This is a genomic window from Spirosoma sp. SC4-14, from assembly GCF_037201965.1.
Taxonomy (GTDB): domain Bacteria; phylum Bacteroidota; class Bacteroidia; order Cytophagales; family Spirosomataceae; genus Spirosoma.
Window position 1 is genome coordinate 1655857 of record NZ_CP147518.1, and the last position, 25244, is coordinate 1681100.

The 25244-nt window shown below is 49.1% G+C and carries 13 protein-coding genes; 10 read left to right on the top strand and 3 right to left on the bottom strand.

What is annotated here, in order from left to right:
* The first annotated feature begins 117 nt into the window (after window positions 1-117).
* From WBJ53_RS06705 to WBJ53_RS06730, 6 genes are all read left to right on the top strand, one after another.
* A complete protein-coding gene (locus WBJ53_RS06705; RefSeq protein WP_338875298.1) occupies window positions 118-3333 on the top strand; it encodes a SusC/RagA family TonB-linked outer membrane protein in 3216 nt (1071 codons plus the stop codon).
* A 4-nt stretch (window positions 3334-3337) separates the two neighbouring features.
* Window positions 3338-4828, top strand: coding sequence for a SusD/RagB family nutrient-binding outer membrane lipoprotein (locus WBJ53_RS06710; RefSeq protein WP_338875299.1), 1491 nt, complete (start codon window positions 3338-3340; stop codon window positions 4826-4828).
* A gap of 544 nt (window positions 4829-5372) precedes the next feature.
* Window positions 5373-6608: an alkaline phosphatase family protein gene (locus tag WBJ53_RS06715; RefSeq protein WP_338875300.1), complete on the top strand. Its 1236-nt coding sequence runs from the start codon at window positions 5373-5375 to the stop codon at window positions 6606-6608.
* A gap of 256 nt (window positions 6609-6864) precedes the next feature.
* Window positions 6865-7983 carry a glycosylase gene (locus WBJ53_RS06720; RefSeq protein WP_338875301.1) on the top strand — a complete coding sequence of 373 codons (1119 nt, stop codon included), beginning with the start codon at window positions 6865-6867 and terminating at the stop codon, window positions 7981-7983.
* A 116-nt stretch (window positions 7984-8099) separates the two neighbouring features.
* A complete protein-coding gene (galB, locus tag WBJ53_RS06725; protein ID WP_338875302.1) occupies window positions 8100-10508 on the top strand; it encodes a beta-galactosidase GalB in 2409 nt (802 codons plus the stop codon).
* A gap of 130 nt (window positions 10509-10638) precedes the next feature.
* Entirely contained in the window at window positions 10639-11787 is a 1149-nt protein-coding gene (locus tag WBJ53_RS06730) for an aldose epimerase family protein (protein WP_338875303.1), read from the top strand.
* 238 nt (window positions 11788-12025) lie between these two features.
* Here WBJ53_RS06730 and WBJ53_RS06735 read toward each other — a convergent pair whose 3' ends face one another.
* Window positions 12026-14380 (bottom strand): DUF5703 domain-containing protein, encoded by a 2355-nt coding sequence (locus tag WBJ53_RS06735; RefSeq protein WP_338875304.1) that lies wholly within the window; start codon window positions 14378-14380, stop codon window positions 12026-12028.
* A gap of 236 nt (window positions 14381-14616) precedes the next feature.
* Here WBJ53_RS06735 and WBJ53_RS06740 point away from each other — a divergent pair, with 236 nt between their 5' ends.
* Complete coding sequence (locus WBJ53_RS06740) at window positions 14617-16173, top strand: glycosyl hydrolase family 65 protein (RefSeq protein WP_338875305.1); 1557 nt, start codon at window positions 14617-14619, stop codon at window positions 16171-16173.
* A gap of 79 nt (window positions 16174-16252) precedes the next feature.
* Here WBJ53_RS06740 and WBJ53_RS06745 read toward each other — a convergent pair whose 3' ends face one another.
* Window positions 16253-17872 carry a sulfatase gene (locus WBJ53_RS06745; RefSeq protein ID WP_338875306.1) on the bottom strand — a complete coding sequence of 540 codons (1620 nt, stop codon included), beginning with the start codon at window positions 17870-17872 and terminating at the stop codon, window positions 16253-16255.
* A 146-nt stretch (window positions 17873-18018) separates the two neighbouring features.
* The gene (locus WBJ53_RS06750; RefSeq protein ID WP_338875307.1) at window positions 18019-18915 is read right to left on the bottom strand and encodes an AraC family transcriptional regulator; all 897 of its coding nucleotides are present in this window, start codon (window positions 18913-18915) and stop codon (window positions 18019-18021) included.
* Window positions 18916-19311: 396 nt separating this feature from the next.
* Here WBJ53_RS06750 and WBJ53_RS06755 point away from each other — a divergent pair, with 396 nt between their 5' ends.
* The 3 genes from WBJ53_RS06755 to WBJ53_RS06765 are packed head-to-tail and all read left to right on the top strand — an operon-like array spanning window position 19312 to window position 25030.
* Entirely contained in the window at window positions 19312-19971 is a 660-nt protein-coding gene (locus tag WBJ53_RS06755; protein ID WP_338875308.1) for a DUF3826 domain-containing protein, read from the top strand.
* 50 nt (window positions 19972-20021) lie between these two features.
* A complete protein-coding gene (locus WBJ53_RS06760) occupies window positions 20022-23240 on the top strand; it encodes a TonB-dependent receptor (protein WP_338875309.1) in 3219 nt (1072 codons plus the stop codon).
* 14 nt (window positions 23241-23254) lie between these two features.
* Entirely contained in the window at window positions 23255-25030 is a 1776-nt protein-coding gene (locus tag WBJ53_RS06765; RefSeq protein ID WP_338875310.1) for a RagB/SusD family nutrient uptake outer membrane protein, read from the top strand.
* Window positions 25031-25244: the final 214 nt, after the last annotated feature.

Genomic DNA, 25244 nt, shown 5'->3' on the forward strand with positions numbered 1-25244 from the left:
TGGATAAATAATAAAAAAATTATAATTATATGGATAAGTTCTATTATTATTTTTTTAAGTGTTAACATTATGCAGACACAATATCTACAAACTTGTTTTAAGCTAATTTTAATCTCCTTGTTGTTCTTCCCTGTTTATGCTCAGGCGCAACTAGTTACAGGGAAGGTCATCTCAAAAGCAGATGGCTCGCCATTGCCAGGAGTGAGTGTTCTGGTGAAAGGAACAACAAGAGGGACGATTTCGGATGCCCAGGGCGCATTCGCTATCGAAGCCAAAACGGCTGAAGTTCTCGTTTTTTCGGCGGTAGGCTACGAAGGCCAGGAGGTAAAGGTGAATGCATCGGTTCTTACGATTTCGCTGGCCGAAGATGCCCGTGCTCTTACCGAAGTGGTAGTTACGGCACTGGGAATTAAAAAGGAGAAGGAGAAAATCCTGTATGCTACTCAGGAGGTAAAAGGGGCCGTGCTCGACAAAGCCCCCGATGCCAACGTTGCTGGTAACCTGACTGGCAAAGTAGCGGGTCTGACCGTTTTTAACAGTAGCAACCTGTATCAATCGCCCGAAATCCAATTACGGGGTGCCAGCACGCTACTGGTAGTTGATGGTGTTCCGACTACCAGTGGGAACTATGATCTCTGGAACCTGAATGCCAACGACATCGAAAGCATCAATGTGCTGAAAGGTACGGCTGCGGCTGCTCTGTATGGTGCTGCTGGCATCAATGGGGCGATTATGGTAACTACCAAAAAAGGCAAGCAGGGGAGCAATGGCATGGAAGTTACCGTCAACTCATCCAACCTGTTGCAATCGGGTTTCCTGCGTGTTCCCGAAACCCAGGACCAGTATGGAATGGGGTATGGCGGGTACTACGCTTTCATCGACGGGAAAAGTGGCGGGGGCTGGAACGACGACTATGGGTATGTATGGGGGCCAAAACTGAACGTAAAAAACCCCGGTACGGCCAGCGGCTACGAAGAATACCCGCAATACAACAGCCCCTATAATCCAAACGAGTTATACACCTTTACGCAGGCAGGCTATACCGACCAGTCGCACTATAAGCCACTGCCCTGGATTACACGCGGCAAAAACAACCTGACCAATTTCCTGAACAATGAGTTGCTGCTCAATAATAATGTGACTATTTCGGGAAAAAGCGACAATACTGATTACCGGATTTCGGTGAGCCATCTGTATCAGAAAGGACAGGTGCCCAATACACGCTTGAACTCCACAACGTTGAACCTGGCCGGTGGTATCAAAATTACGCCCAAATTTAGAGTCGAGAGTACGCTGTCGTATAACCGGCAATACTCGCCCAACTACCCACAAACGGGCTATGGTGCCAACAATTTCTTCTACAATATTCTGCTCTGGATGGGGCCCGATGTCGATATCAACGATTTGCGGGATTACTGGAAACCCGGCGGAGGGCGTTCGACCAGTGCGGGTTTTGTAGCGTATGGGCAGCCCAACGTGCAGCAGTTTAACTATAACTATACCTGGTATAACAACCCCTGGTATATAGCCTATGAAGCCACCAATGCCTATACGAACAATGTGCTGACGGGGCAGGTCAACGGAACCTACGACATTACGCCAAATTTGTCGGCTTTTGTGCGGTCGGGGGTAATCACCAACACGTCAGCCGATGCCATCAAGACCCCATACAGCTATATTTATTATGGAAATGGCGAGTTCAGGGGGAATTATCAGGAAAACCGTCGGAACAATTTCCAGATCGTTACTGACGCATTGCTGACGTATAAGAAAAATTTTGGCCCTGATTTTAATTTGACCGCATCGATAGGGGGAAGCAGCCGCTATAATTCGAGCAACTACATCAAAGCGAAAACACAGGGATTAAATGTGCCGGCATTATATACACTCAGTAACTCCATAAATCCTGTATTAACCGCCAATCAAACTGCCGAAAAAATGATCAACTCAGTGTATGGATACGCTGACTTCGATTATAAACGGATGATTTTTCTGGGAATAACCGGACGTAACGACTGGACAACCTCGCTGCAACGACCCAATAATTCGTACTTCTATCCATCGGTATCGCTGGGGGTGGTGCCAACGGCCATGTTTACCCTGCCTGAAGTGATTTCGTACATGAAACTGCGGGGTTCGTGGGCACAGGTTTCAACCGATAACATTTCGTTGTATGCTGGCGAGAGCGATGGAATCAGTGGTTACGAATCGTATTACAAAAACTGGTATGCCACTTTACCAACCTATCAGAATGGCCCCAAGTGGAACGGTAATACCTCGTCCCTAAAGTTGGGCGAAACGCTCATTTCGAGTGGTATTTTACCCAACACCACTATCTCGCAGGAGTATGGCCTTGACCTGCGCTTCCTGAAAAATCGGATCGGTTTAGACGTTACCTATTTTAACTATACCGAAAAGGATTTTGCCCTTCGGATTCCGGTTTCGCTGGCTTCGGGCTATTCGAACCTACTTGTTAATGGCGATCGGAAAAGCCGGAAAGGAATCGAAATAATGGTTTCTGGAACACCCATCATCGCCCGCGATTTCCGGTGGGATGTGTCGGCCAACTACAGTGTAGCGCATCAATATGTGAAAGAATGGTATGGTGGGGCTACCTATCGGAACGGCGTAAAAGTGGGAGACCGGACCGATGTACTTCGCGACTGGGACTGGGAGCGTTCGCCCGATGGGCAGATTGTGTACGGTTCCAATGGGTTTCCGCAATACGTCAACCACCCTGTCAATATTGGCCTCACCGACCCGGACTTCATTTTTGGCCTTTCCAACACCCTGAAGTACAAAAATTTCAACCTCAGCTTTTCTTTCGATGGGCGTGTGGGCGGAGTGATGTATAACAGCCTGGAGCAAAAACTCTACGAAGGCGGTATGCACCCCGGTACGGCCAACAGCTACCGCGATGATGCTTACGAAGGCAAAAAGACCTATGTCGGGCAGGGTGTAGTGGTGACGGGAGGGCTGGTTGAGTACGATGTGCAGGGAAAAATTGTGAGTGATACCCGTACGTTTTCGCCCAATGCCCAGGCTGTTAACTATATCGACTGGGTCAATGCAACCTATGTGGCGGGTGTGCCTGGGGCCAACATCAACAAGCGGACGTTTGTGAAGCTACGCGAGGTGGTGTTGGCGTATCAGTTGCCTGCATTGCGGGGCAAAGCGGCTTTTTTTAAAACCGCCAGCGTATCGCTGATTGGTCGTAACCTGCTTCTGTTTACCAAAGCCCCGTTCCTCGATCCTGACGGATTTTCGGGCGATGGGGGCTTGTCTGAACCTACCTACCGGAACATTGGTCTCAACCTCAACCTGAAATTTTAATACCATGCACTTACTCAGAAAAAATAGATTCGTTCGTAACCTCAGAACAACGATTGCGCTGACTCTTGTCGGGAGCCTGCTGGTAACCTCCTGTAAGAAATACGAAGAGTTTCAGGTCAACCCAAACCAGTCATCTACGGCTACTCCGGCTCTGCTGCTGACCAATATCTGTTACAGCATTTTCCGTTCATCATCGTTTCTGATTACGGAACCAGCCTATGCCGTTCGCCAGCTTACCTATTATGAACGGGTAAACAACTACGTAGGCTATGCCTGGCGAGAAGGTTCCTTTGGTAATTATCAGACACTGAGCCAGGTAAAGGCAATGGACGACCTGGCTGCCACGCCTGATATGAAAAACTACAAAGGACTGGCCAAACTGTTTCGGGCCATTCTGTTCAGCCAGTTGACCGATCAGTTTGGCGATATTCCCTATTCATCGGCGCTGGGTGCCAGCAGCGGTAATGTAAAACCGGCCTACGACACACAGGAAGCCGTTTATAAGGGCATATTGCAGGAACTGGAAGAGGCCAATAGCATCCTGAGCGATGCCAATGGTGCCATTGGTGGTGATATTATTTTCGACGGAAAAGCCTCTCAGTGGCAAAAACTGGCCAATGCCCTTCATCTGCGGCTGCTAATTCATCTGAGCAAAAAGGAAAGCAATACAAACCTGAACATCAAAAGCCAGTTTCAGGCCATTGTGGGCAATCCGACCAAATACCCATTGATGAGCAGTGCCGCCGACAATGCGCAGCTTGTGTTTAATAGTTCGGCTGCCAACAACGCGTATCCGGGTTTTGGAAACTTGTCGATAGCCTCATTGGTATCGCTCGAAAAAAGCTTTGTCAAGTTACTGAAAGACACCAAAGATGTCCGCCTTTTTGCGTTTGGAGAGCCCATTTCAGGTAAAGAAGCTGGCAAGTTTGAAAACTATGAAGGGGTAGATGCCGGGCTAACTATTGGTGAACAAATTGTACTGGCCGGTAGTGCTTCAAAAATCAAAAAACGCTATTACGACGACCGAATCAATGAACCTCTGATTTTTCTGGGCTATCCTGAACAGGAGTTTTTGATAGCCGAAGCCATCAGCCGGGGGTGGATAACGAGTGCCGGAACTGCCAGTGAACATTATGAAAATGGCATCCGGGCTTCTATGAAATTTTATGGCATTGCCGATGCCACCATTACCGACTACCTGGCCGGAACGGCTGTAAAGCTGACGCCGGATAATGCGTTGACAAACATCGCGTTGCAGAAATACATAGCCATGTTCCTGCATTCGGGGCTGGAGCCGTTTTATGAGCAACGCCGGACCGGTATACCCACGCTTAGTGTAGGCCCTGGCACCTATAACGACAAAAAAGTGCCTAAACGCTGGATTTATCCACAATCGGAATACGATAACAACAATGATAATGTGAAAACATCCACTCAGGCGCAGTTTGGCACCACCAATGAAACTATCAACGACGAAATTTGGCTTTTGAAGTGATTACGATTTATGTGGGCTGGTGCGTCAGCAATCCTCATGCGCCAGCCCACCATAAATCGAATACTGTAAACCATAAACCAATAGATTATGATTGAATTTTTGCGTCGGTAATTTCTGGAACAAACAGTTTTAGCCGGTGTAGGTTTGCTGGTAAGTTCGTTGGAAGGATATGTCGCTCAGGTTGCCCCTGAAAAAATACGGCTTGCCGTCATGGGTTGCAGGTCGACAGTCGGGATAGTATGACACACTAATTTTGCATAAATTTTCAGGAAAAGCATAAACGCACATAGCTTTCGTTATGGAGGACCTTGGTTATAATAAAGCTGGTTCGATTGGCGAAAACGTAACTTTGTGCGGAGGCACCCTGGTTACCGAAACAATCATCTGAAAGGGTGAAGAACGTAAAGAATAGTATGGCCTATAGTACTGACCCAGGTTGTTCTGAAACCACGTCTGAAATAGATTTCGGCTGGTAAGGCCCGTATACCAATTAATTCATAATCGCTACGGATGGGATTTATTATCCATCCCGTTTTTCAATAAAATGAACATCATAAAAGTAGTAGCTGCCGGAGTATGCTTCGCACTAGCCTTTTCTGCACCCGTTTTGGCGCAGAAAACCAAAAAAGTCCTCTTTGTAATCGTCGATGGTATTTCCAGTAATACCAAAGAGCAAATTGCTACGCCCAATCTGGACGAAATTGCCAAAACAGGTGGCTACACCCGCGCGCATGTAGGTGGCGACAAAGGCACCTATTCGCAAACACCCACAATCTCGGCTGTAGGTTATAACAGCCTGCTCACCGGGACATGGGTAAACAAACACAACGTTTGGGATAACGATATTAAAGACCCCAATTATCACTACTGGACAATTTTCCGGTTTTTCGAAGAGCAATATCCTCAGAAAAAAAGCGCGGTATTTTCTACCTGGCTCGACAATCGTACCAAATTAATTGGTGAAGACCTTCCGCAAACAAACCACCTCCGGCTCGATTACTACTTCGATGGATTTGAGCACGATACCGTTCGGTTTCCGCACGACAAGCAGGCTGAGTATATTCATTCTATTGATGAATTGGTGGTGAACGAAGCGTCCTCTTTCATTCGTTTGCAAGGCCCCGATCTCTCGTGGGTATATCTGGAATATACCGATGATATGGGCCATAAATACGGCGACAGCGAACAATTCTACAAAGCAGTAGGCATCATGGATGATCAAATGGGTCGTTTATGGAAGGCCATTCAATACCGCGAAAAGGAACTCAACGAAGACTGGCTTATGGTAGTAACGACCGACCACGGACGTGATCCCAGGACTGGAAAGGGGCATGGCGGCCAATCGGACCGCGAACGGGGTACCTGGATTGTTACGAATGCCAAGAGCCTGAATACCAGCTTTAAAAATAATCCGGCTATTGTCGATATCATGCCTGCTATAGCTAATCATCTGGGCATTCATATTCCGAAAGAACAGGCTTTTGAAGTGGATGGTGTTGCTTTTACGGGTAAACTGTCGCTAACAAATATGGCGTTGCAAAAAAGTGGGCCTAAAATTGAGCTTAGCTGGGTTCCTCAGGATAAAGAAGGCACTGCAAAAATCTGGATCAGCACAACCAACAAGTTCGAGACGGGTGGCCATGATCTTTATTATCTCTTAAAGGAAGTTCCTATAACCGATGCCAAAGCCACACTCGATGTATCGGGTTACCCGTCTTCATTCTATAAAATAGTACTCGAAGGTCGCTACAACAACCTGAACCGCTGGATTGTCGAGTAACCGGCCTGTATTGAGCCCGCAGTTTGGTCGTCAGGTAGCTCTGTAAAGCGAAATAGCTGTAAAGTCAACTTTAGTTTATTATAGCCTTCCTGCTTCGACACACTTCAGGCATCGGGAAGGTAAAATCGTCTCGCTAACATCATACAATCATTCGGGAAAATCATAGATAGCAATAGTCTTTATCGCGGATAGTTTTGTACTCTGGGATAACCGTTCGACCCATTTAACCGGTCGAGCGATGTAACCGGTTTTTGCCATGACTGTATTGAACATCCGAATTCTACTTTTTTCTCTTCTAACCACATCGCTTTTTGCCCAAACGCGCTGTGTTTCCGATGCGGATATGCAGCACGTATACCAGGCGGTCAGCACACCGTTTAAGTACGGCCTGATCATGACTCCTTCAGACAATTCGCAGAAGATGGACTGTCCAACGGTATTTCGCAAAGGCAGTCAATGGTATATGACCTACCTGATTTACGACGGGCGCGGTTACGAAACCTGGCTGGCGCAAAGCAAAGACCTCCTGAACTGGGATACGCTCGGACGGATCATGTCCTTTTCGGATACCACAAAAACCACACGCTGGGACGCAAACCAGAAAGCGGGCTACAACGCGTTGCAGGATAGGCAATGGGGTGGCAGCTATGAATTGAATAAGTATGATGGCAAGTATTGGATGTCGTACATTGGCGGCAACGGCAAAGGCTATGAAGCCGGTGATTTGTCAATTGGCATTGCTTATACAACGGGCGACCCGACCAAACCGCACGAATGGCAACGGAAGTCGACGCCGGTGCTGACGGCTAAAGACCCGGATACGCGCTGGTGGGAAAACCGGAAGCTGTATAAAAGCACAATCATCGAGGACAAACAGAAGCTGACAGGCCATCGGTTTGTCATGTACTACAATGCCAACGGCGACACGACCGGCGTCCCAAAAACACGCTGGTTCGAACGGATCGGAATGGCCGTTTCCGATGATATGCTGAACTGGAAGCGGTTCGGGAAAGAGCCGGTTCTTATGCACTCGGCGGGTATTACGGGCGACGCAGTTGTCCAGAAAATGGGAAATCTCTACGTCATGTTCTATTTCGGCGCGTTCTGGGAAGACCGCAAAGGAGCGTTCAACCGCTTTGCCGTTTCCACCGATCTGGTCAACTGGACCGACTGGACGGGGGATAGCCTCATCGAACCTTCTGAACCGTACGACAATTTGTATGCGCATAAGTCATTCGTTGTCAAGCACAAAGGTGTAGTATATCATTTCTATTGCGCAGTGAATAAAGCCGATCAGCGGGGTATTGCCGTCGCTACGTCGGTCGATCTGGGGAAGAGCAAGAAGAGTTTCGTACCTGCATCTCCGAAGAAATGAGAAACCTCCACTATTTTCTTTTTGACAGGATTTACAAGATTGACAGGCTTATTTTTTTCGTACAATCATATTTATCCGAACGTCGGCCCGGCTGTAAATCCTGTCGAATAACTTTTTTGCTAATCGCATTCATTACAACTGTCTCTTTCGCCCAAACCGAACCCCGTACTGTTCTGGACTTCAACAAAGGCTGGCGGTTTCACCAGGGTGATGAAGCCAGCGCGAAAGAACCTGCTTTTGCAGACGTGAACTGGCGAGCGCTGACCTTGCCCCACGACTGGAGCATTGAAGGACAATTCAGTGACCATCATATGGCCACCACACAGGAAGGGGCTTTACCCACGGGTATTGGCTGGTATCGAAAAACGTTTAGCGTTCCGACTACAGCAAAAGGCAAAAACGTCTTTATTGAGTTTGATGGCGTTTATCGGAATAGCGAAGTCTGGATCAACGGACATTCGCTGGGCGTCAGGCCCTATGGCTACAGCTCCTTTCGGTATGAACTAACAAAATACCTCAAGTATGGCAACGAGAAAAATGTATTGGCGGTGCGGGTCGATAACTCAGCGCAGCCCAATTCACGCTGGTATACGGGTTCAGGTATTTATCGGAATGTTCGTTTAGTAACTACCTCGTCAATCGCCGTTAGTCATTGGGGAACGTATGTAACGACGCCTGGTGTCTCAAAAGAGAAAGCCAGTGTTTCATTGCAGACGCGCATCCGAAATTCGGGTAGTTGGCAGCTCAACGGAAAGCCAGAGACTGTTAAAATCACCAGCACAATTCTGGATGCGACTGGCAAAGAGGTTGCTTCGCAAACGTTGGATGACGTGCGATTAACGGATACGCTCACTGCCGTTGCGCAGCAGTTCACGCTTCAAAATCCAACGCTCTGGACGATTGAGAAACCGTATCTGTACAAAATCGTCACGAGGATTTACAATCAGAATCAACTGGAAGACAGCTACGTAACGCCACTGGGCATTCGCTATTTCAAGTTTGACCCAGCCACAGGCTTTTCGCTAAATGGCCAACCCCTGAAAATTCTGGGCGTTTGCCTGCATCATGATCTGGGGGCTTTGGGAGCGGCTGTGAATCGACGGGCTATGCAACGCCAGCTTGAACTACTGAAGGCAATGGGTGGCAATGCTATCCGCACCGCGCATAACCCGCCCGCGCCAGAACTGCTGGACCTCTGCGACGAAATGGGCTTTATTGTGATGGACGAAGCCTTCGACATGTGGAAAAAGAAAAAGTCGAAGCAGGATTACGGCCTCAACTGGGATGCCTGGCATAAAACCGATCTGGAGGATATGGTTCGTCGCGACCGAAATCACCCGTCTATTATTCTGTGGAGTATCGGCAACGAGATTCGTGAGCAGTTTGACTCAACGGGACTGACGATCACCAAAGAGTTAGCGTCTATTGTCAGAAAGCTGGATACTACGCGCCCCGTTACGTCGGCGCTAACCGAAAATATACCGGAGAAAAACTTCATCTATCGCTCGGGCGCCTTAGACCTGCTGGGTTTCAATTACAAACACGAAGCGTACGCCGATTTCCCGAAAACATTTCCCAGGCAGTCCGTGCTGGCCTCCGAAACGGGCTCATCCCTGCAAACACGTGGCCACTACGACATGCCGTCGGATTCGGTGCGGATGTGGGGCAAAGGGGGCCCGGCAAAGTTCACCGACGGCAACCCCGACTGGACAGCCTCAGCTTACGACAACGAAGCGGCCTACTGGGGTTCTACCCACGAGCAGACCTGGAAAGTCATAAAAAAACTGCCTCATATGGCGGGGCTGTTTATCTGGACGGGCTTCGATTATCTGGGCGAGCCGCACCCTTATCCGTGGCCTGCCCGAAGTTCTTACTTCGGTATTCTTGATCTGGCCGGTTTCCCGAAAGACGTGTATTACCTGTATCAGTCGGAATGGACGAACAAGCCGGTTTTGCACATTTTTCCGCACTGGAATTGGCAAAAAGGCAAGACCGTTGATGTGTGGGCCTACTACAATCAGGCCGACGAAGTGGAGTTATTTTTGAACGATAAATCGCTGGGTAGCCGAAAGAAATCCGGCGACGATCTGCATGTTATGTGGCGTGTACCGTACGAGCCCGGCACGTTGAAAGCCGTTTCCCGAAAAGATGGAAAATCCGTACTAACCCAAACGATTGCAACGGCCGGCAAAGCCGCTAAACTTCAACTGGTAGCCGACCGAAACGCACTGAAATCCGATGGGAAAGACCTGTCGTTCATCACGGTTAACGTACTGGATGAACAGGGTAATACTGTCCCCGACGCCAATCATCTGATTACGTTTACAATCGAAGGGGAAGGTTTCATTGCAGGTGTCGATAACGGCTATCAGGCCAGTCTGGAACCGTTTAAAGCGAACTATCGAAAAGCCTATAATGGCAAAGCCCTGGCCATCATCCAGACAACCGAAAAGACAGGAAAGATCGTCCTGAAAGCAACGTCTGAAGGGCTAAAGGAGGCTATAATTGAGTTGATTACGAAATAAAAGTTAGCCCACTGCTCGTCCGCGATACAATCGCGGACGAGCAGTGGTATCAATCGGGTAAAACAATCCCTTTTTCGGCTTATTGGCATGAGGGCTGTTTTTTACCGCCCTGCCTAAACCGCCCGTTTACATGAAATCTGTTTTCTTTTTTTTAGCTGGATCGCTTTTTTTTAGCAGCATGACGCCCGAACTTTCTCAAAACACAACACCTAATCCACCTAAAGCCGGTATTGAAAAAACACACTTCGGCACGTTCCCCGACGGACGGGAAGCCGACTTGTTTACGCTTCGGAATGCTGCGGGCATGGTCGTGAAAATTACAAACTATGGCGGCTATATTGTTTCTATTGCAACGCCTGACAAATCGGGAACGCTGGACGACGTAACGCTGGGTGTACCGACCTTTGCCGATTATATAAAAGGAACGCCAAGCCTGGGGCCGATCATTGGTCGCTACGGTAACCGGATTGCAAAAGGGAAGTTTACACTGGATGGGCAGGAATATACACTGGCTCAGAACAATAATGGCAATCACATTCATGGTGGCCCTACCGGTTTCGACAAGCGGCTTTGGAAAGCGACGCCTAAAGATGGTAAAGAGCCTGCTGTTGTGCTGGAATATACCGCTAAAGATGGAGAAGAAGGCTATCCGGGCAATCTGGCCGTTACGGTTACCTACACGCTTCAAAAGGATAATGGCCTTCGGATCGACTATAAAGCGACAACTGACAAACCCACGGTGTTTAATCCAACCAATCATGCGTATTTCAATCTGAGCGGTATGAAACACGATGTGATGAATCATGTGTTGATGGTAGCAGCCGATAAAGTACTGGATACCGACTCTAAACAGATTCCAACCGGCGAAATGGTATCGGTGGCGGGCACCCCGTTCGATTTTACGAAGCCAACACCCATCGGTGAACACATCAACGACACCACCAACGTTCAGATCAAATACGGCAAAGGTTACGACCACTGTTGGGTATTCACCGATCAGTCGAAGAAATTAAAGTTGGGCGCTACTCTGTACGATCCAACTACCGGGCGGTTTATGGAAACCTTCACGACCGAACCGGCTGTGCAGGTGTATACGGCCAATAACCTGAATGGTAAACTGCAAAATAAAGATGGGGTCGCGCTCAGCCGTCGGTTTGGCGTTTGTCTGGAAACCCAGCATTTCCCCGATTCTCCTAATCACTCGAATTTTCCCAGTACCGTTCTTCGGCCTGGCGAAACATTTACTAGTACCACCGTATATCGGTTTTCGGTGAAGTAAGGGGGATGGTTTGTCGTTTACGGTTTACGGTTGCGCTGCCTATCAGCATACAGCTTGCTCTGGCAGCGCAACCGTACATCATAAAACGGAAGAGTCACTGTGTGATACATGACCATGATCGCGTTTATCGACTTAGCTGGTCTGCTAACCTATAGTAGTGGAGTAGGCCATTAGCCGCCCGTCCGCGATTGTATCGCGGATGAGCATAGAGAGCCAGAGAACTTTTAACCAATACAGCTCACTTCAGCATATTTACTACATCGGCCCGGCGGGATGCGGGCGTTACGTTCAGCGATTCCAGCTTGCCGTTTTTCAAGATGGCCTCAACGGTGGTGTTGTAAGGCGCATGGAGTTTGACATGCACATCCCAGGTTTTAGGCCAGGCCGGAAACAGATAAATTTTCTTATTGTCGGTCTGTAACAGCATTTCCTGAAGCCCGATCATGCCTGCTCCACCCCAGTTATGATCGGGTGTCCAGTCGAAACCGGGTCCCCAGAAGGCAGGAAAACGACGGCCTGAATTACCCAGCTTTAACAGGCTCAGGCGCGACGCTTCGTCGGTTAGCCCCAGCCGGGCCGCAAAAATATTGTCCTGTTTCCAGCCGACATGACTCCGAAATTTCAGGACATCTTTATCATACCAGTACGTATTGAGCGCCGTATCCAGGCCGGGTTTACCAATACCATATTGTCCCCACGGAAAAACCGGATATAGCTGGGGTGACTCAACGTTGTTGATACGTTCCCAAACCTTCGCGGGTGCAATGGTCGGATGACCGTCGAAAGACCGGAACGAAATCGGCGGAATGCGCTCAAGCATTGCTTTCCAGGCATCCCGCTTTTCCTTCGTCAGATACGTGTTGGGTAGCTCCAGCAGGCGGGTCAGTACGCTACGCAGGCCCGAAATGGTCGAAGTTGCGTTGTAAGCCATCTTGTAGGTTTCCGCCCCTGATCCGGGATAAAGCACCATCTTTTTGTCGCCATCCAGAACTTTGCTGCCCCGCTTTTTAGCCAGATACTGGTAATGCTCGTCGAAAAATGTCAGGCAGCTTTCCACAAACGGAAGATAGTTCGCAATGTCCTGACCGGCATAGCGTTCGGTTTCCAGCATCATCAGGCAAAACTCCAGCACCGTATCCCATTCGTATTCGAGCCAGGCGTTGTATTCCATGCCTTTATCATAACTGGCGGGCCGTTTCCAGCCATATTCGGCGGAGTTTGGTAAGCCAAAGTTTTCGATCTGCTCCGTAAAACTTCCGCCTTTGTGCTGCCAATACACGGCGGTTCTCAGTTCGGCGTTTTTCAGTATATTCAGATAAAAATCGAACTGTGGCTTCATCAGCTGCCAGTCGCCACTTTTTAGCATGGGCCAGTACACCAGCCGTTGGTTCTGAGCCGTATGAATACCCCCACCCCAATTCCGAAAATCGGGCGTAAACGCCAGGCTGGTGTCCACCAGAGCGGGGTCGTAGGTAAAGAGGCCACCGTTAAATTTGGTCGGGTAGTTGCCATAGGCGTTGCAGCCGAGCATGTAGCGAAACAGTTGATAGTTTCGGGCAATCTGCCATTCGGGCGAGTTTGGCGGATTGGTGATGTAGACATAACTTTTTGTCCAGAAATCGCTCCACCAGGCCTGAGTTTTTGCCTGTGCTGTTTTTACCGACAAACGTTCCCCTTTTCGTACCTTGTCCAGTCCCCGCTTCCAGTCGTCAATATGGTCAGCCTGGTCGGTATGCAGGGCCAGGATAAGCGAATGATTTCGGGCGGCTGACGTACTGGCTAATTTCCAGCCCTGGAAACGGGTATTCAAATAGCTGCCCTGATACGTACCGGCTGGAATCATGCCCTTACCCGACAGACTGCCCCCAAACGTCCGGTTCTGGAGCGGATTAAACAGCTGATTTTTCACGCTATCCAGCCCCTGCTGCTGCACCGTCAGATCAAAAGCCGAGGGCTCTGAGCCGTTTCGATGAAAAAAAACAAGGTCGCTCCCCACAAATTGAATACTATCTTTCAGCGTTTTGACTTCGCCCTGGGGCGCCCATTTATAGGAATTGGCGTTATTTTCTTTGCCCTTCGTTACGTGGTCCTGATAGCGCCAGCTTTCAAAGGCAGCCTCTGCCTTGAGGGCTTTGTTGCTCATCACCTCTACATGAACAACTGGCCGGAACACGTCGACCCACACAGTGATGGTTGCTGATAGCCCGGCTTTTTCGCCCTTTATTTCAACATGCCCTTTATTCAATACCAGCTCCTGCCGAAAACTGCCCCCCGCTTCGAAGGGATTTGGCGACAGTTTGAGCCGAACCCGGCCCAGCTTTAGAACGGTATTGTTGTGATCGAACGTACCGCTTTTGGCAACATAAAACAGCAGATCACCGTTTTCAACCCATACGTTCAGACCAATATCGCCACCGCCACAAGGCATCGATTCTGATGAATTCTTGCTTTGACTATTCCACACTACGTTATAGCGATCAATCGGAGCAGACTGAGCAAAACCTTCCGACAAAGCACTAACATACAGCGCATTAATGAAGAGTGCACTGGCTAAGAATCGGCGAAGGGTGGAAAAAAATGGAGTACGTGGCAAGGCTAATATGGTATAATTAAAGGAGAAAATAGTAGAGATCACCGTCAAATTTAGAGAGTAAATTTGTGAAGCTACGGTTTATGTGGAGGAAGGTTTTTGAGACACTGCTACTACGTACACGAGGTTTTGAGAAACCTCACAAGGTCGGATTTAAGAATCCGACCGCACAGAAAAGAATCCAACCTCACAGAAATAACCTGACGGCACAAAAAAGAATCCGACTTCACTACGGAAGAATGAACTACAGAAAAAACATCACATTTGTCTGGCTGATCGGACTACTTCAGACAACGGTTTGTCTGGCGCAACCGGCGGCTGTTCTGTCGACAAATAAGCTCAACGAATACGTCACTTACTTCAATCAGATCGACCAGGAAGAAGCCGTCAAAAATTATGTGCCCAATGATCAGTCATTTGATTGGCTTTCCCAAAACATTCCCCTATTCGACTGTCCGGATTCTGTACTGAACGAAATTTATTACTACCGGTGGTGGGCCTTTCGCAAGCACCTGAAAGAAACGCCCGAGGGTTATATTTTTACGGAGTTTATCACCAAAATGAACCATGCCGGTAAATACAATGCCATCAGCAGTGCGCTCGGGCATCATATTTACGAAGGACGCTGGCTCCGGCAATCACAGTACGTGGATGACTACATTTCATTCTGGCTCTACGTCGATCCGAAGCATAGCGCACCCCGTTTTCATGCCTTCAGCAGTTGGGTCGATGATGCTGTGTATAACCGCTACCTCGTCAACCTCGACAAGCCGTTTATTCAGAAAAACCTGCCCGCTCTCGACGCCGACTATCGGAAATGGCAGCAGGAAAAGCAGTTACCGAGCGGCCTTTTCTGGCAGTTTGACGTACGGGATGCCATGGAAGAATCCATTAGTGGATCGCGCAGGGAAAAAAACCGGCGGCCAACCATCAATAGCTATATGTATGGCAATGCTAAAGCCCTGGCCGCAATGGCGGCACTTGTCAACAACGATACGTTACAGCGTCGATATGAGCAACTGGCAACGGCCTTAAAAAAACTGACGCTGGATAGTTTGTGGAACCGGGATGCCCACTTTTTTGAAGTTAAACACCCCAATGGAGCCTTCGCCAACGCCCGTGAAGCGATTGGTTTTATTCCCTGGTATTTTAATCTGCCCACCGACACGCCGGAATATGCCAGCCAGTGGGACCAGCTCACCGACACGACCGGTTTCGAAGCGCCCTGGGGCATTACAACGGCCGAACGTCGGCACCCGGGATTTCGTACGCATGGCTCTGGGCACGGATGCGAATGGGACGGTGCCGTCTGGCCTTTTGCCACCACTCAGACGCTGAAAGGGTTGTCGAACCTGCTTACAAACTACCGCCACCAGGGGCGAATGACCAAGTTGGTATTTTTCAATGAACTGCTGAAATATGCCCGATCGCATACGATGAACGGGCAGATATACGTAGGTGAATATCAGGACGAAAAAACTGGCGAATGGCTGAAAGGCGACAACCCACGAAGTAAGTTCTATAATCACTCCGGGTTTGCAGATCTTATCATCAGCGATCTGATAGGTTTAAAACCCCGGGCCGATAACGTACTCGAAATTCATCCGCTCGTTCCCGACAACAAATGGGACTGGTTTTGTCTCGACAATGTGCTCTACCACGGCAAAACACTGACCATTCTGTATGACAAAACCGGGAAACATTACGGAAAAGGAAAAGGCTTTCGGGTGTTTTCGAATGGTAGGGAAGTGATTAAAGCCAATAGGCTGGAAGCTGTTACAGCGAAGAAGTTTTAAAGTAATTAGCCGCAGTGGTTGAGGTAATTCACCCAGGTATGGGTTGCCACTATGTTTAACGGATCATTCGCTCAATGCCTTACTTAGGCATAGACAATACCTCCGAGGGCCAGCGAACAGGTTGTCCGTTTGGCTTACAAGTAGGCATCTGAGCGCCCAGTTTCTGTAACTGTTCCGTAAATAGCATTGCCAGTCGTGCCAGTTGGTGGGGTTTCCGGGCCGATAGATCGTGCTGTTCGCCGATGTCGTTTTTCAGATTATACAGCTCCAGTTTGCCAGTTTTATGGTGATAAACCAGTTTCCAGTCGCCTTGTCGGCAGGCACTGGCCCATGCCAGAGCCGGTCCTTCCTCTGCAATCCATCGGTTAGGGTGATGCCAGATCAGCAACCGCGATGGATCAGACCAGTTCGGGTTTTTGAGTAGAGGCATAAACGACTTCCCATCCACCGGCTGAATCAGTTTAGGCGATTGAACAGCCGCCATTTGAAGAATGGTCGGGAAAAAATCATCGATCAACAGGTACTGATTGGCAATGCTTCCGGGTTTCACAACACCAGGCCAGCGTACCAGCATGGGCTCGCGAATGCCGCCTTCATACACTGAACCTTTTCCGGCCCGTAAAGGTAAGTTCTGGGTGTGCGCCTGGCCGCCCCGCAATGGGCTTGTACTCAGTCCGCCGTTGTCCGACATAAACAGAATAATGGTATTGTCGGCAAGCTTGTGGTCGTCCAGAAACTGTAGAATATCGCCCAGGCTCTTATCCATCCCTTCCACCAGGGAGGCATAATTGGCCTCTGTGTTGCCGAGTCCCATCTGGCGATATTTATCGACAAACCGTTGATCGGCCATAATTGGTGTATGAACCGCATAGTGTGCCATATAGAGAAAAAACGGCTGCTCCTGTTTCAGGGGCGGTTCCAGCGCTTTGAGAGCTTCCCGCGTCAGGGCATCGGTCAAAAAAGTGTTGGTACCGTGATAGGCATCCAGGCCCGGTACGGCATTGCGATTTGGTTTGCCATTTATCGGACGATCATAATTGTCGGTTCCCAGATAGCTGGCCGGATGGCCAATTTCACTGCCGGCAATATTGACACGAAACCCCATATTTATGGGATTGGAACCCGGCGTTCCGGCCGAGCCAAAATGCGCTTTCCCGCAATGGATGGTATAGTACCCGTTGGCATTAAGGATGGCCGGTAGCGGAGTAGCATAAACGGTTCGGTCAACACCGGCTACTGGGCTAAAGCCATTGATGTTCCAGTTCACCGGATTCGGGCTCGAATCGGGATAGTCGGTATTGGTATTTCGGTTAGGTGATGTCCAGTTGGTTACCCGGTGGCGAGTAGCATTCATGCCCGTCAGCAGGCTAACGCGCGTGGGGGTGCAGACCGGTGTGGCGTAAGCATTGGTAAATTTCATGCCTTCCCGCGCCAGACGCTCCATGTTGGGAGTACGATAGCGGGTATTGAATGGCGTTGGCTGCGTCCAGAATGGTACCGACGTATCTTGCCAGCCCATATCATCGACCAGAAAAACAATGATGTTGGGTGGTTTTTGTAAGTTGCCAGCCCGAATGTTACAACCACTGAGCACTAAACTCCAAACCAATAGAGCCAGTCTGATGGCCTGTCGGCCCGGATACGCTCTTAATGGGATAAATGGCCAGATTTTCGGCTCTTTTTTAGAAGGTGTAGGCATAGGAACCCGTCTTTTTCTAAAAAGCAAACGTTGTGATCTCCCTACCGGCCGTATTCTGAATGGAGCGTTGTCTTTCAAAAAAATACCCTTTTCCTGAGAAAAGGGTACCGAAATGAAAAAACTGAAACAGGGATTTCAGAACAGGATCAGGCCCTGACCAGCAGGTTTTTCGACTTGTTCAGGTACTGGCGCTTGTATTCGAGCGGAGTCATGCCCGTCACTTTTTTGAAATGACGGTAGAAATTCGACACGTTGTTGAAGCCGCAGTCGAAGCAGATAACCTCGGTCGGCGTTTTGTCTTCGATCAGCGCCCGGCAGGCATGGCTGATTCTGATTTCGATCAGGAAATCATAGTACGTTTTGTTGGTCATCAACTTAAAGTACCGGCAAAACGATGTAACGCTCAGGTTGCTGATGGCCGAAATCTCCTCCAGCGTAATTTCTTTTTTATAATTCGATAATGTATAGCTGCATACGGTATTCAGCCGCAGCGAATCGGTTTCATTCGATTGATAAAAAACAGTACGGCCGTTTACAATTGGCTCATACTCATCCGTTTCGGCCAGGGTTTTTAGAATCGAGAGCAGGATAATGATTTTATCAAGATTGCTGGCGTTCAGCGCCCGGTGCATGAGTTCAGCAAGCTTCGCGTTGGCTTTACCATTAATAACCATCCCGCTTTTCGCCTTCTCATAAAGCTTCGGAATCAAATACGCTTCGGGTAGTTTTAACAGATCTTCACCCAGGCAGTCGGGCAAAAACTGAATGACAATGACTTCAATATTCAGGTCGGGGTCATTATAAAAGTACTCTTCGTTGCTACGCCAGGTGTGGGGTAAATTTTCGCCCACAAACACAATCTCGCCCGGCGAAAAATTGCTGATCTTATCGCCAATAAACCGAACGCCTTCTCCCTTGATAATATAGTGTAATTCAAGTTCGGGATGATAATGCCAGATGTTCTTGAAATGCGGTAAGACATCGTGCCGGACGGTGAATGAACTCTCCAGTTTTGCCGTCACTTTGCGGAATAAGGGCTTCATATTTTTGAGCAATAATTACAGACCTGAATCAGTTGGGTGTTATACGAATTGACCAGCCTGTTTGCTGATATACTATAAGTAACTTCTTCTTCGTTTTTGCCGCTTCTGGGCATAGCCCAAAGTGCTCTGGAAATCGTTATACAAACTTAAACGAAACAACGTAAATAATTCATATTTAATCTGTGATAATTTCCTATAATAAATTGGCAAAAAAATGCAGTTACACCCTAAAAATGTACCATATTTTTGTATGCGGTTGTAGAAAAGTATTGTAAATTCTCGTTTAAATCTCCTTTCTCACTGATTTTCTACGTGTTTTTTGTGGCTTTCGTCAGGCAATCGGACTGGATGGGGTTGAACGTTTTTTTGATAGAAAAGTCCCTTATGAAATTACTTATGAAAAGCGCTCTGATTTATGCAGTTATTACAGTAGTTAGCCTCTTACCGGTGCTGGGGCAACAGACGACAAGGGGTCATAATGAGGCTGCGTATATACGGGTCGTTACCGAACGGGCAGCTAAAATTGTAGAAAAACTAGGCATCAGCGATCCGCAGAAACTGGCACGGGTTCAGACCCTTATTGCCAATCAATATCAGGGCTTAAATGCGATTCACGAAAGCTGGAAAATGGCTTTGTCTGCGCCCGATGCCAACAACAATAAGGCAGCTATTGAAGCCGATGCTGCCAGCAAGCTGACCGATCTGCATAAAACCTATCTGGCTTCGCTAGCCCGTGAGTTAACTCCGCAGCAGGTGGAGCAGGTAAAAGACGGAATGACCTATGGGGTGCTGCCTATTACCTACAAAGGGTATCAGGCGATGCTACCCGACCTGACCGATGCGCAAAAAGAACAAATTCTGGCCTATCTGACCGAAGCGCGCGAACGAGCGATGGATGAAGGCTCATCGAAAGAAAAACACGCCATGTTTGGCAAGTATAAAGGTCGGATCAACAATTATCTGTCGGCGGCTGGCATCGACATGAAAAAGGCGAGTAAAGAATGGGAAGAACGTATCGCCAAAGAAAAAGAAGCCGAAAAACTCAAGAAATCATAACCTGTTCCTAGTCCTGATAAACTCTTTTCACGCAAGCAACTCTTAACTCTATGATGACCGTTTTACGAAATCAGAGCCTCCTCATTGGCACCAGTAGGCTACTGGGTGTACTCTTGCTGGGGGGACTTTCCGAAACTCTATGTTTTGCCGAAGCAAACGCCGGTAGGACAGCGGTTTCGACAATCGCCAAGGCACCTATGCAGAATATCACCGGAACGGTTAAGGACGCCAAAACCGGTGAGCCCATTCCGGGGGTAAACGTGCTTCTTAAAGGCACAAAAACCGGAACCGTAACCGACATAAAAGGAACGTTCCGGCTGAATTTGCCGACAGGAAATGAAACCCTGATTTTTAGTTATATCGGTTTTAAAACGCAGGAAATTCAGGTAGGAGGACGCACGGCGCTGGAGATTCAGATGGAAGAAGATGCGGCCGCGCTGAGCGAGGTAGTAGTGGTAGGGTATGGGGTTCAGAAAAAAGTAAGTCTGACCGGGGCTGTTGTAGCTGTCGATATGAAAGCCGTTCAGGATTTGCCGGTCAACAATCTGTCGGCAGCGCTGACTGGCCAGCTACCGGGCGTTGGCGTTTCGGGCGGAACAAGCCGTCCGGGCGATAATGCAACAATTACGGTTCGGACTCCGGTTGTGCTCTCGAAAGATGGCGGTACACTTCAGCCGTTGTATGTAATCGACAATGTGGTTCGTTCGGTCGATGATTTCAATGCGCTCGACGTATCGGAAGTAGAAGCCATTTCGGTACTGAAAGATGCAGCCGCTGCGATCTATGGTGCCCGCTCGAACCAGGGCGTTGTGGTCGTAACGACCAAGCGGGGCAAGGCCGGTACGCCTAAATTCAGCTATAGCGGGTCGACGGGGATTTCGGACGCTACGCTGCCTACCATGATGAATGGCTATCAGCAGGCTACGTACCTGAACGACCTGAATACGACTGCTGGTAAAGCCGCAACCGACCCGCTCATCTACACACCCGACGAGCTGGACTATTTTAAGACGCATAATACGAACTGGTTGCGAACTGCCTGGAAACCTTCGACGGTGGTGCGCCATGCGCTGAACGTAAGCGGAGGTAACGACAAGGCGACCTACTTTGCCGGTGTGAGCTACAACGCACAAAATGCCAACTTCGACAACATCAATACGGGCAAATGGACGTTCCGGGCCAGCACCGATATGCAGGTGACCAGGAGCCTGAAGGCGTCTATCTCGCTGAGCAGCTATCTGGGTAACAAACGCATGTACTTCCTGAAACAGGGGGGCGAAAATCCGGAAAACGACATGAAGAGCCTGCTCTATACTCCGCAGTTTGCTCCGCCCTATATTGATGGTTTACCTGTTCTGCTCTCAACTTCGGGCAACACCAACACCATCGATGCCTTTAACTTCTTTGCCGTACAGAACTCCAACAACTACACCCAGACCAAAACCACGGGGCTGAACGTAACGGCCAATCTGGAATACTCGATTCCGTTCGTAAAAGGTCTGAAAGCGCGTGTACTCTACAGCCGTACGTTCGATAATAGCTTTGGAAAACAGTATGGTACCAAATACAACGTCTATAGTTTTTCGATGTTGGGCGAGCATAAGCACATTTACGGGGGCGATGTAATCAAAACCACCACGCTCAACAACGGCGACCGTGTGCGTATCAATCCTGGCTATACGGATACCTATCAGTTCAATGGCTATCTGAACTACGACCGTCAGTTTGGTAAGCATTCTGTTACGGCCATTGCTTTCTTCGAGCAGGCCGAGAGCCATTCCGACCTGATTGCGGCTATGGCCGAAGGGGTGATTATTGGCGGACTCGACAATATGCGCTATGCCACCGGCACGCAAACGACTTCAGAAACCGAAAGCGAAACGGGCTTTCTGTCGTATGCCGGACGGGTTAACTACAACTACGCCAACAAATACCTGTTCGAAACCGCAATTCGGTACGACGCATCGACCAACTTCGCTCCCGAATACCGCTGGGGCTTTTTCCCATCGTTTTCGCTGGGCTGGGTAATGTCGGAGGAGCGGTTTTTTCGGGATAATGTTCGCTGGGTCGATTTCCTGAAATTGCGGGGTTCGCTCGGTTTTCTGGGCGGTGATGCCACCAAAGCCTATAACTGGCTATCGAACTATTCCATTCAGCAGGGCAAAGGAGCCGTATTTGGCGGTAACTCGAGTCGACCACTGGTTGTTACACCGAACAACGCCATGGCTAACCGGCAGGCTCGCTGGGACGACAACACCAAATACAACATCGGTATCGATGCTCAGTTCCTGAAAAGCCGACTGTCGTTTACGGTCGACGCGTTCTACGATCATCGCTACAACATGCTTACTACCCTGACATCGTCGGTACCGCTGCTGGTGGGCGCAACACTGCCCTCCGAAAACTATGCAACGGTGAACGGATTTGGAACAGAAGTTTCGCTGGGCTGGAACGATAAAGTCGGCAGCGACTGGTCGTATAAAGTCAATACATTCTTTGTCTGGAACGATAACCGGCAGGTGCTGGTCGATGTCGACAAAGGTAAAGTAGGAACGTATCTGGACCCAACCGGCAAATCGAGTGATCGGGGTGTACTGGGCTATCATTATCTGGGTATGTTCAGAACGCAGCAGGATGTTGATCAGTATCTGGAAAAGAACCCAGGTTATACCATTTTCGGTGTTGCTCCCAAACCCGGTATGCTTTATTACCAGGACGTTCGGGGGCCGAAAGATGCATCGGGGCAGTATACGGCTCCAGACGGAAAAATCACGGATGCCGATATGGATTATCTGACCAGAAAGGCCAGTAATCACTATTCGGTGGGCTTCAATTTCAACGTGTCGTACCGAAACCTCTCGCTGGCGGCTGTTATTAGTGGCTCGTTTGGTGGACAGGGAATGGTTGAGGGATCGGCTCGTAATCAGGGAACGCTAACCTCGAACCGGCCTATATTCTGGGCCGATCACTGGACACCCGATAATACGAATGCCGCCTATCCAAGCCCCTATTACAAAGACACCTACACCGTCGATTCGAATTTCTGGTTCATGAGTTCTACGCAACTGTCGGTCCGGAACCTGAATCTATCGTATTCGCTTCCTAATTCAATTGCCAGCAAGCTGAAACTAAGTAGCGTACGGGCCTATCTGGTGGCTACAAATCCGCTGAATCTCTATAACCCTTATAGCTGGAAATCGAACCTGGGCAATTTTGACTCGTATCCGGTATTACGTTCCTATTCGCTGGGTATCAACCTCGGCCTCTAAAACCCTCCGATAGCATGAAACTCGTCAATAAAATAGTTCTCGCTTTCTGTTCGTCGCTTGCACTCACAAGCTGCATGAAAGTGCTCGATAAAACCGATCTGAGCGCAACGTCGGGCGCGCTGATCTTCAGCGATTCGACGCTGACCCAGATGAACCTCAACTACATCTACGACCAGAATCTGCCTACACCAATTGGCAGTTTTGGACCGGAAGGGTCAAGTATCACCAGCTTATCCGACGAATCGTATGGCGAAAGCAAAATTTTGCAGGGTACCGTACAGATCAACGACATTGGCGATTTCGGAACGTCCCTTAGTGCAACCAACAACTACGGTAAGATCCGGGTCATCAATATGTTTCTGAACGATGTCAATAACGGATCGCTACCGCAGTACACGAAAAATAAACTCCGGGCGCAGGCGCAGTTTTTCAGAGCCTGGCGCTATTTCGATCTGGTACGGATTTATGGCGGGGTGCCGCTGGTGCTCAGCCCGCTGAATGCCGTAGGTGTCGAAGCTAAACAACTGGCGTTTCTGCCCCGCAACAGCACCACCGAAAGTTTTGCGCAGATTGTGCGAGACCTCGACTCAACCATTGCATCGGTACCGGGTCGGTGGCCGTCGTCGAGCGATTGGGGACGCATCACAAAAGGAGCAGCCGCTGCCTTCAAAGGTCGGGTGTTGTTGTATGCGGCCAGTCCGCAGTTCAACCCAAACGATCAGCAAAGCGACTGGCAGGCTGCTTATGATGCCAACAAACAGGCTTATGATTTGCTAACGGCCAATGGATATGGTTTGCACGCATCGTTCGATCAGTTGTGGTTCCAGGAAGTAAATAACCCGGAGGCTGTTCTGGTTACGGGCTACAACACCGAAACGGGCGACCAGCTCCGAAAAAATAACGGCTACGACAATGCCACCCGCCCATCGTATGCCGGAACGGGTGGAGGCTCCAATCAGCCATCGTGGGAAATGGTGAAAGCCTTTCCAATGCTGGATGGTAAAAAACCGGGCGAATCGGCCAAATACGCCTATTCAGATCAGTTATTCTACAAAAACCGTGATCCACGTTTCGACAAAACCATCGCCTACAATGGCGCTAACTGGCCCCTGAATGGTAATACGGCCTACAAATTGTGGACCTATTTTGTAAATGGTAAAACCATTGAACCCAAAGCAACCAATACGGGCTTCTACACGCGCAAGGCTATCAACCCATCGGTTGCTGCGGGCGATGTGCAGTATTTGGGTACCGACTGGATCGAAATTCGGTTTGCCGAAGTTATGCTGAATCTGGCCGAAAGTGCTACCGGGATTAATAAACTGGACGAAGCCTATACGCAGTTGAAAGCGCTTCGGAAACGGGCGGGTATCGAAGCCGGAACTGACGGGATGTATGGTTTGAAAGCCAATATGACCCGTGCCGAAATGTTCAGTGCCATTCTTTACGAACGGCAGATCGAGCTTGCCTTCGAAGGAAAACGGTTTTGGGACCTGCGTCGCTGGAAACGGATCGAACAAACACTAAACGGCACACGTCGGACGGGCGTTATTATCAACCTGAACGCAACGGGCGTGCCCGCCGATTTCGCAGCCAATCGCGACAATATTTCTCTCGACTCGGCGTATACCAACTACTTTACGCTGACCTTTAAGCAGCTCGATACTAAATATGCCATTGCCTGGAAGCCCGAATATTACTTCTTCGCTATTCCACAATCGGCCATCGACAACAACCCCAAACTGATTCAGAACAATACATGGGGTGGTGCGTTCGACCCGTTGCAGTAGGAGGGTGATCGGTATTCGATTTACGGTTGCTCCGCCTGTTAGTCTCCTGCCCTGCGGAGCAACCATAAACCGAATACCGAAAGAATAAGTGGGTTAGAAAAAAGCAATCCCGAATGCTACTGGCGTTCGGGATTGTCTGTTTATGAGATGTAGACAGAGGCTACGAAAGAGTAAGAGCAAATAGCCTTTGTAAGCTCTGGGGACAATAAAGTAT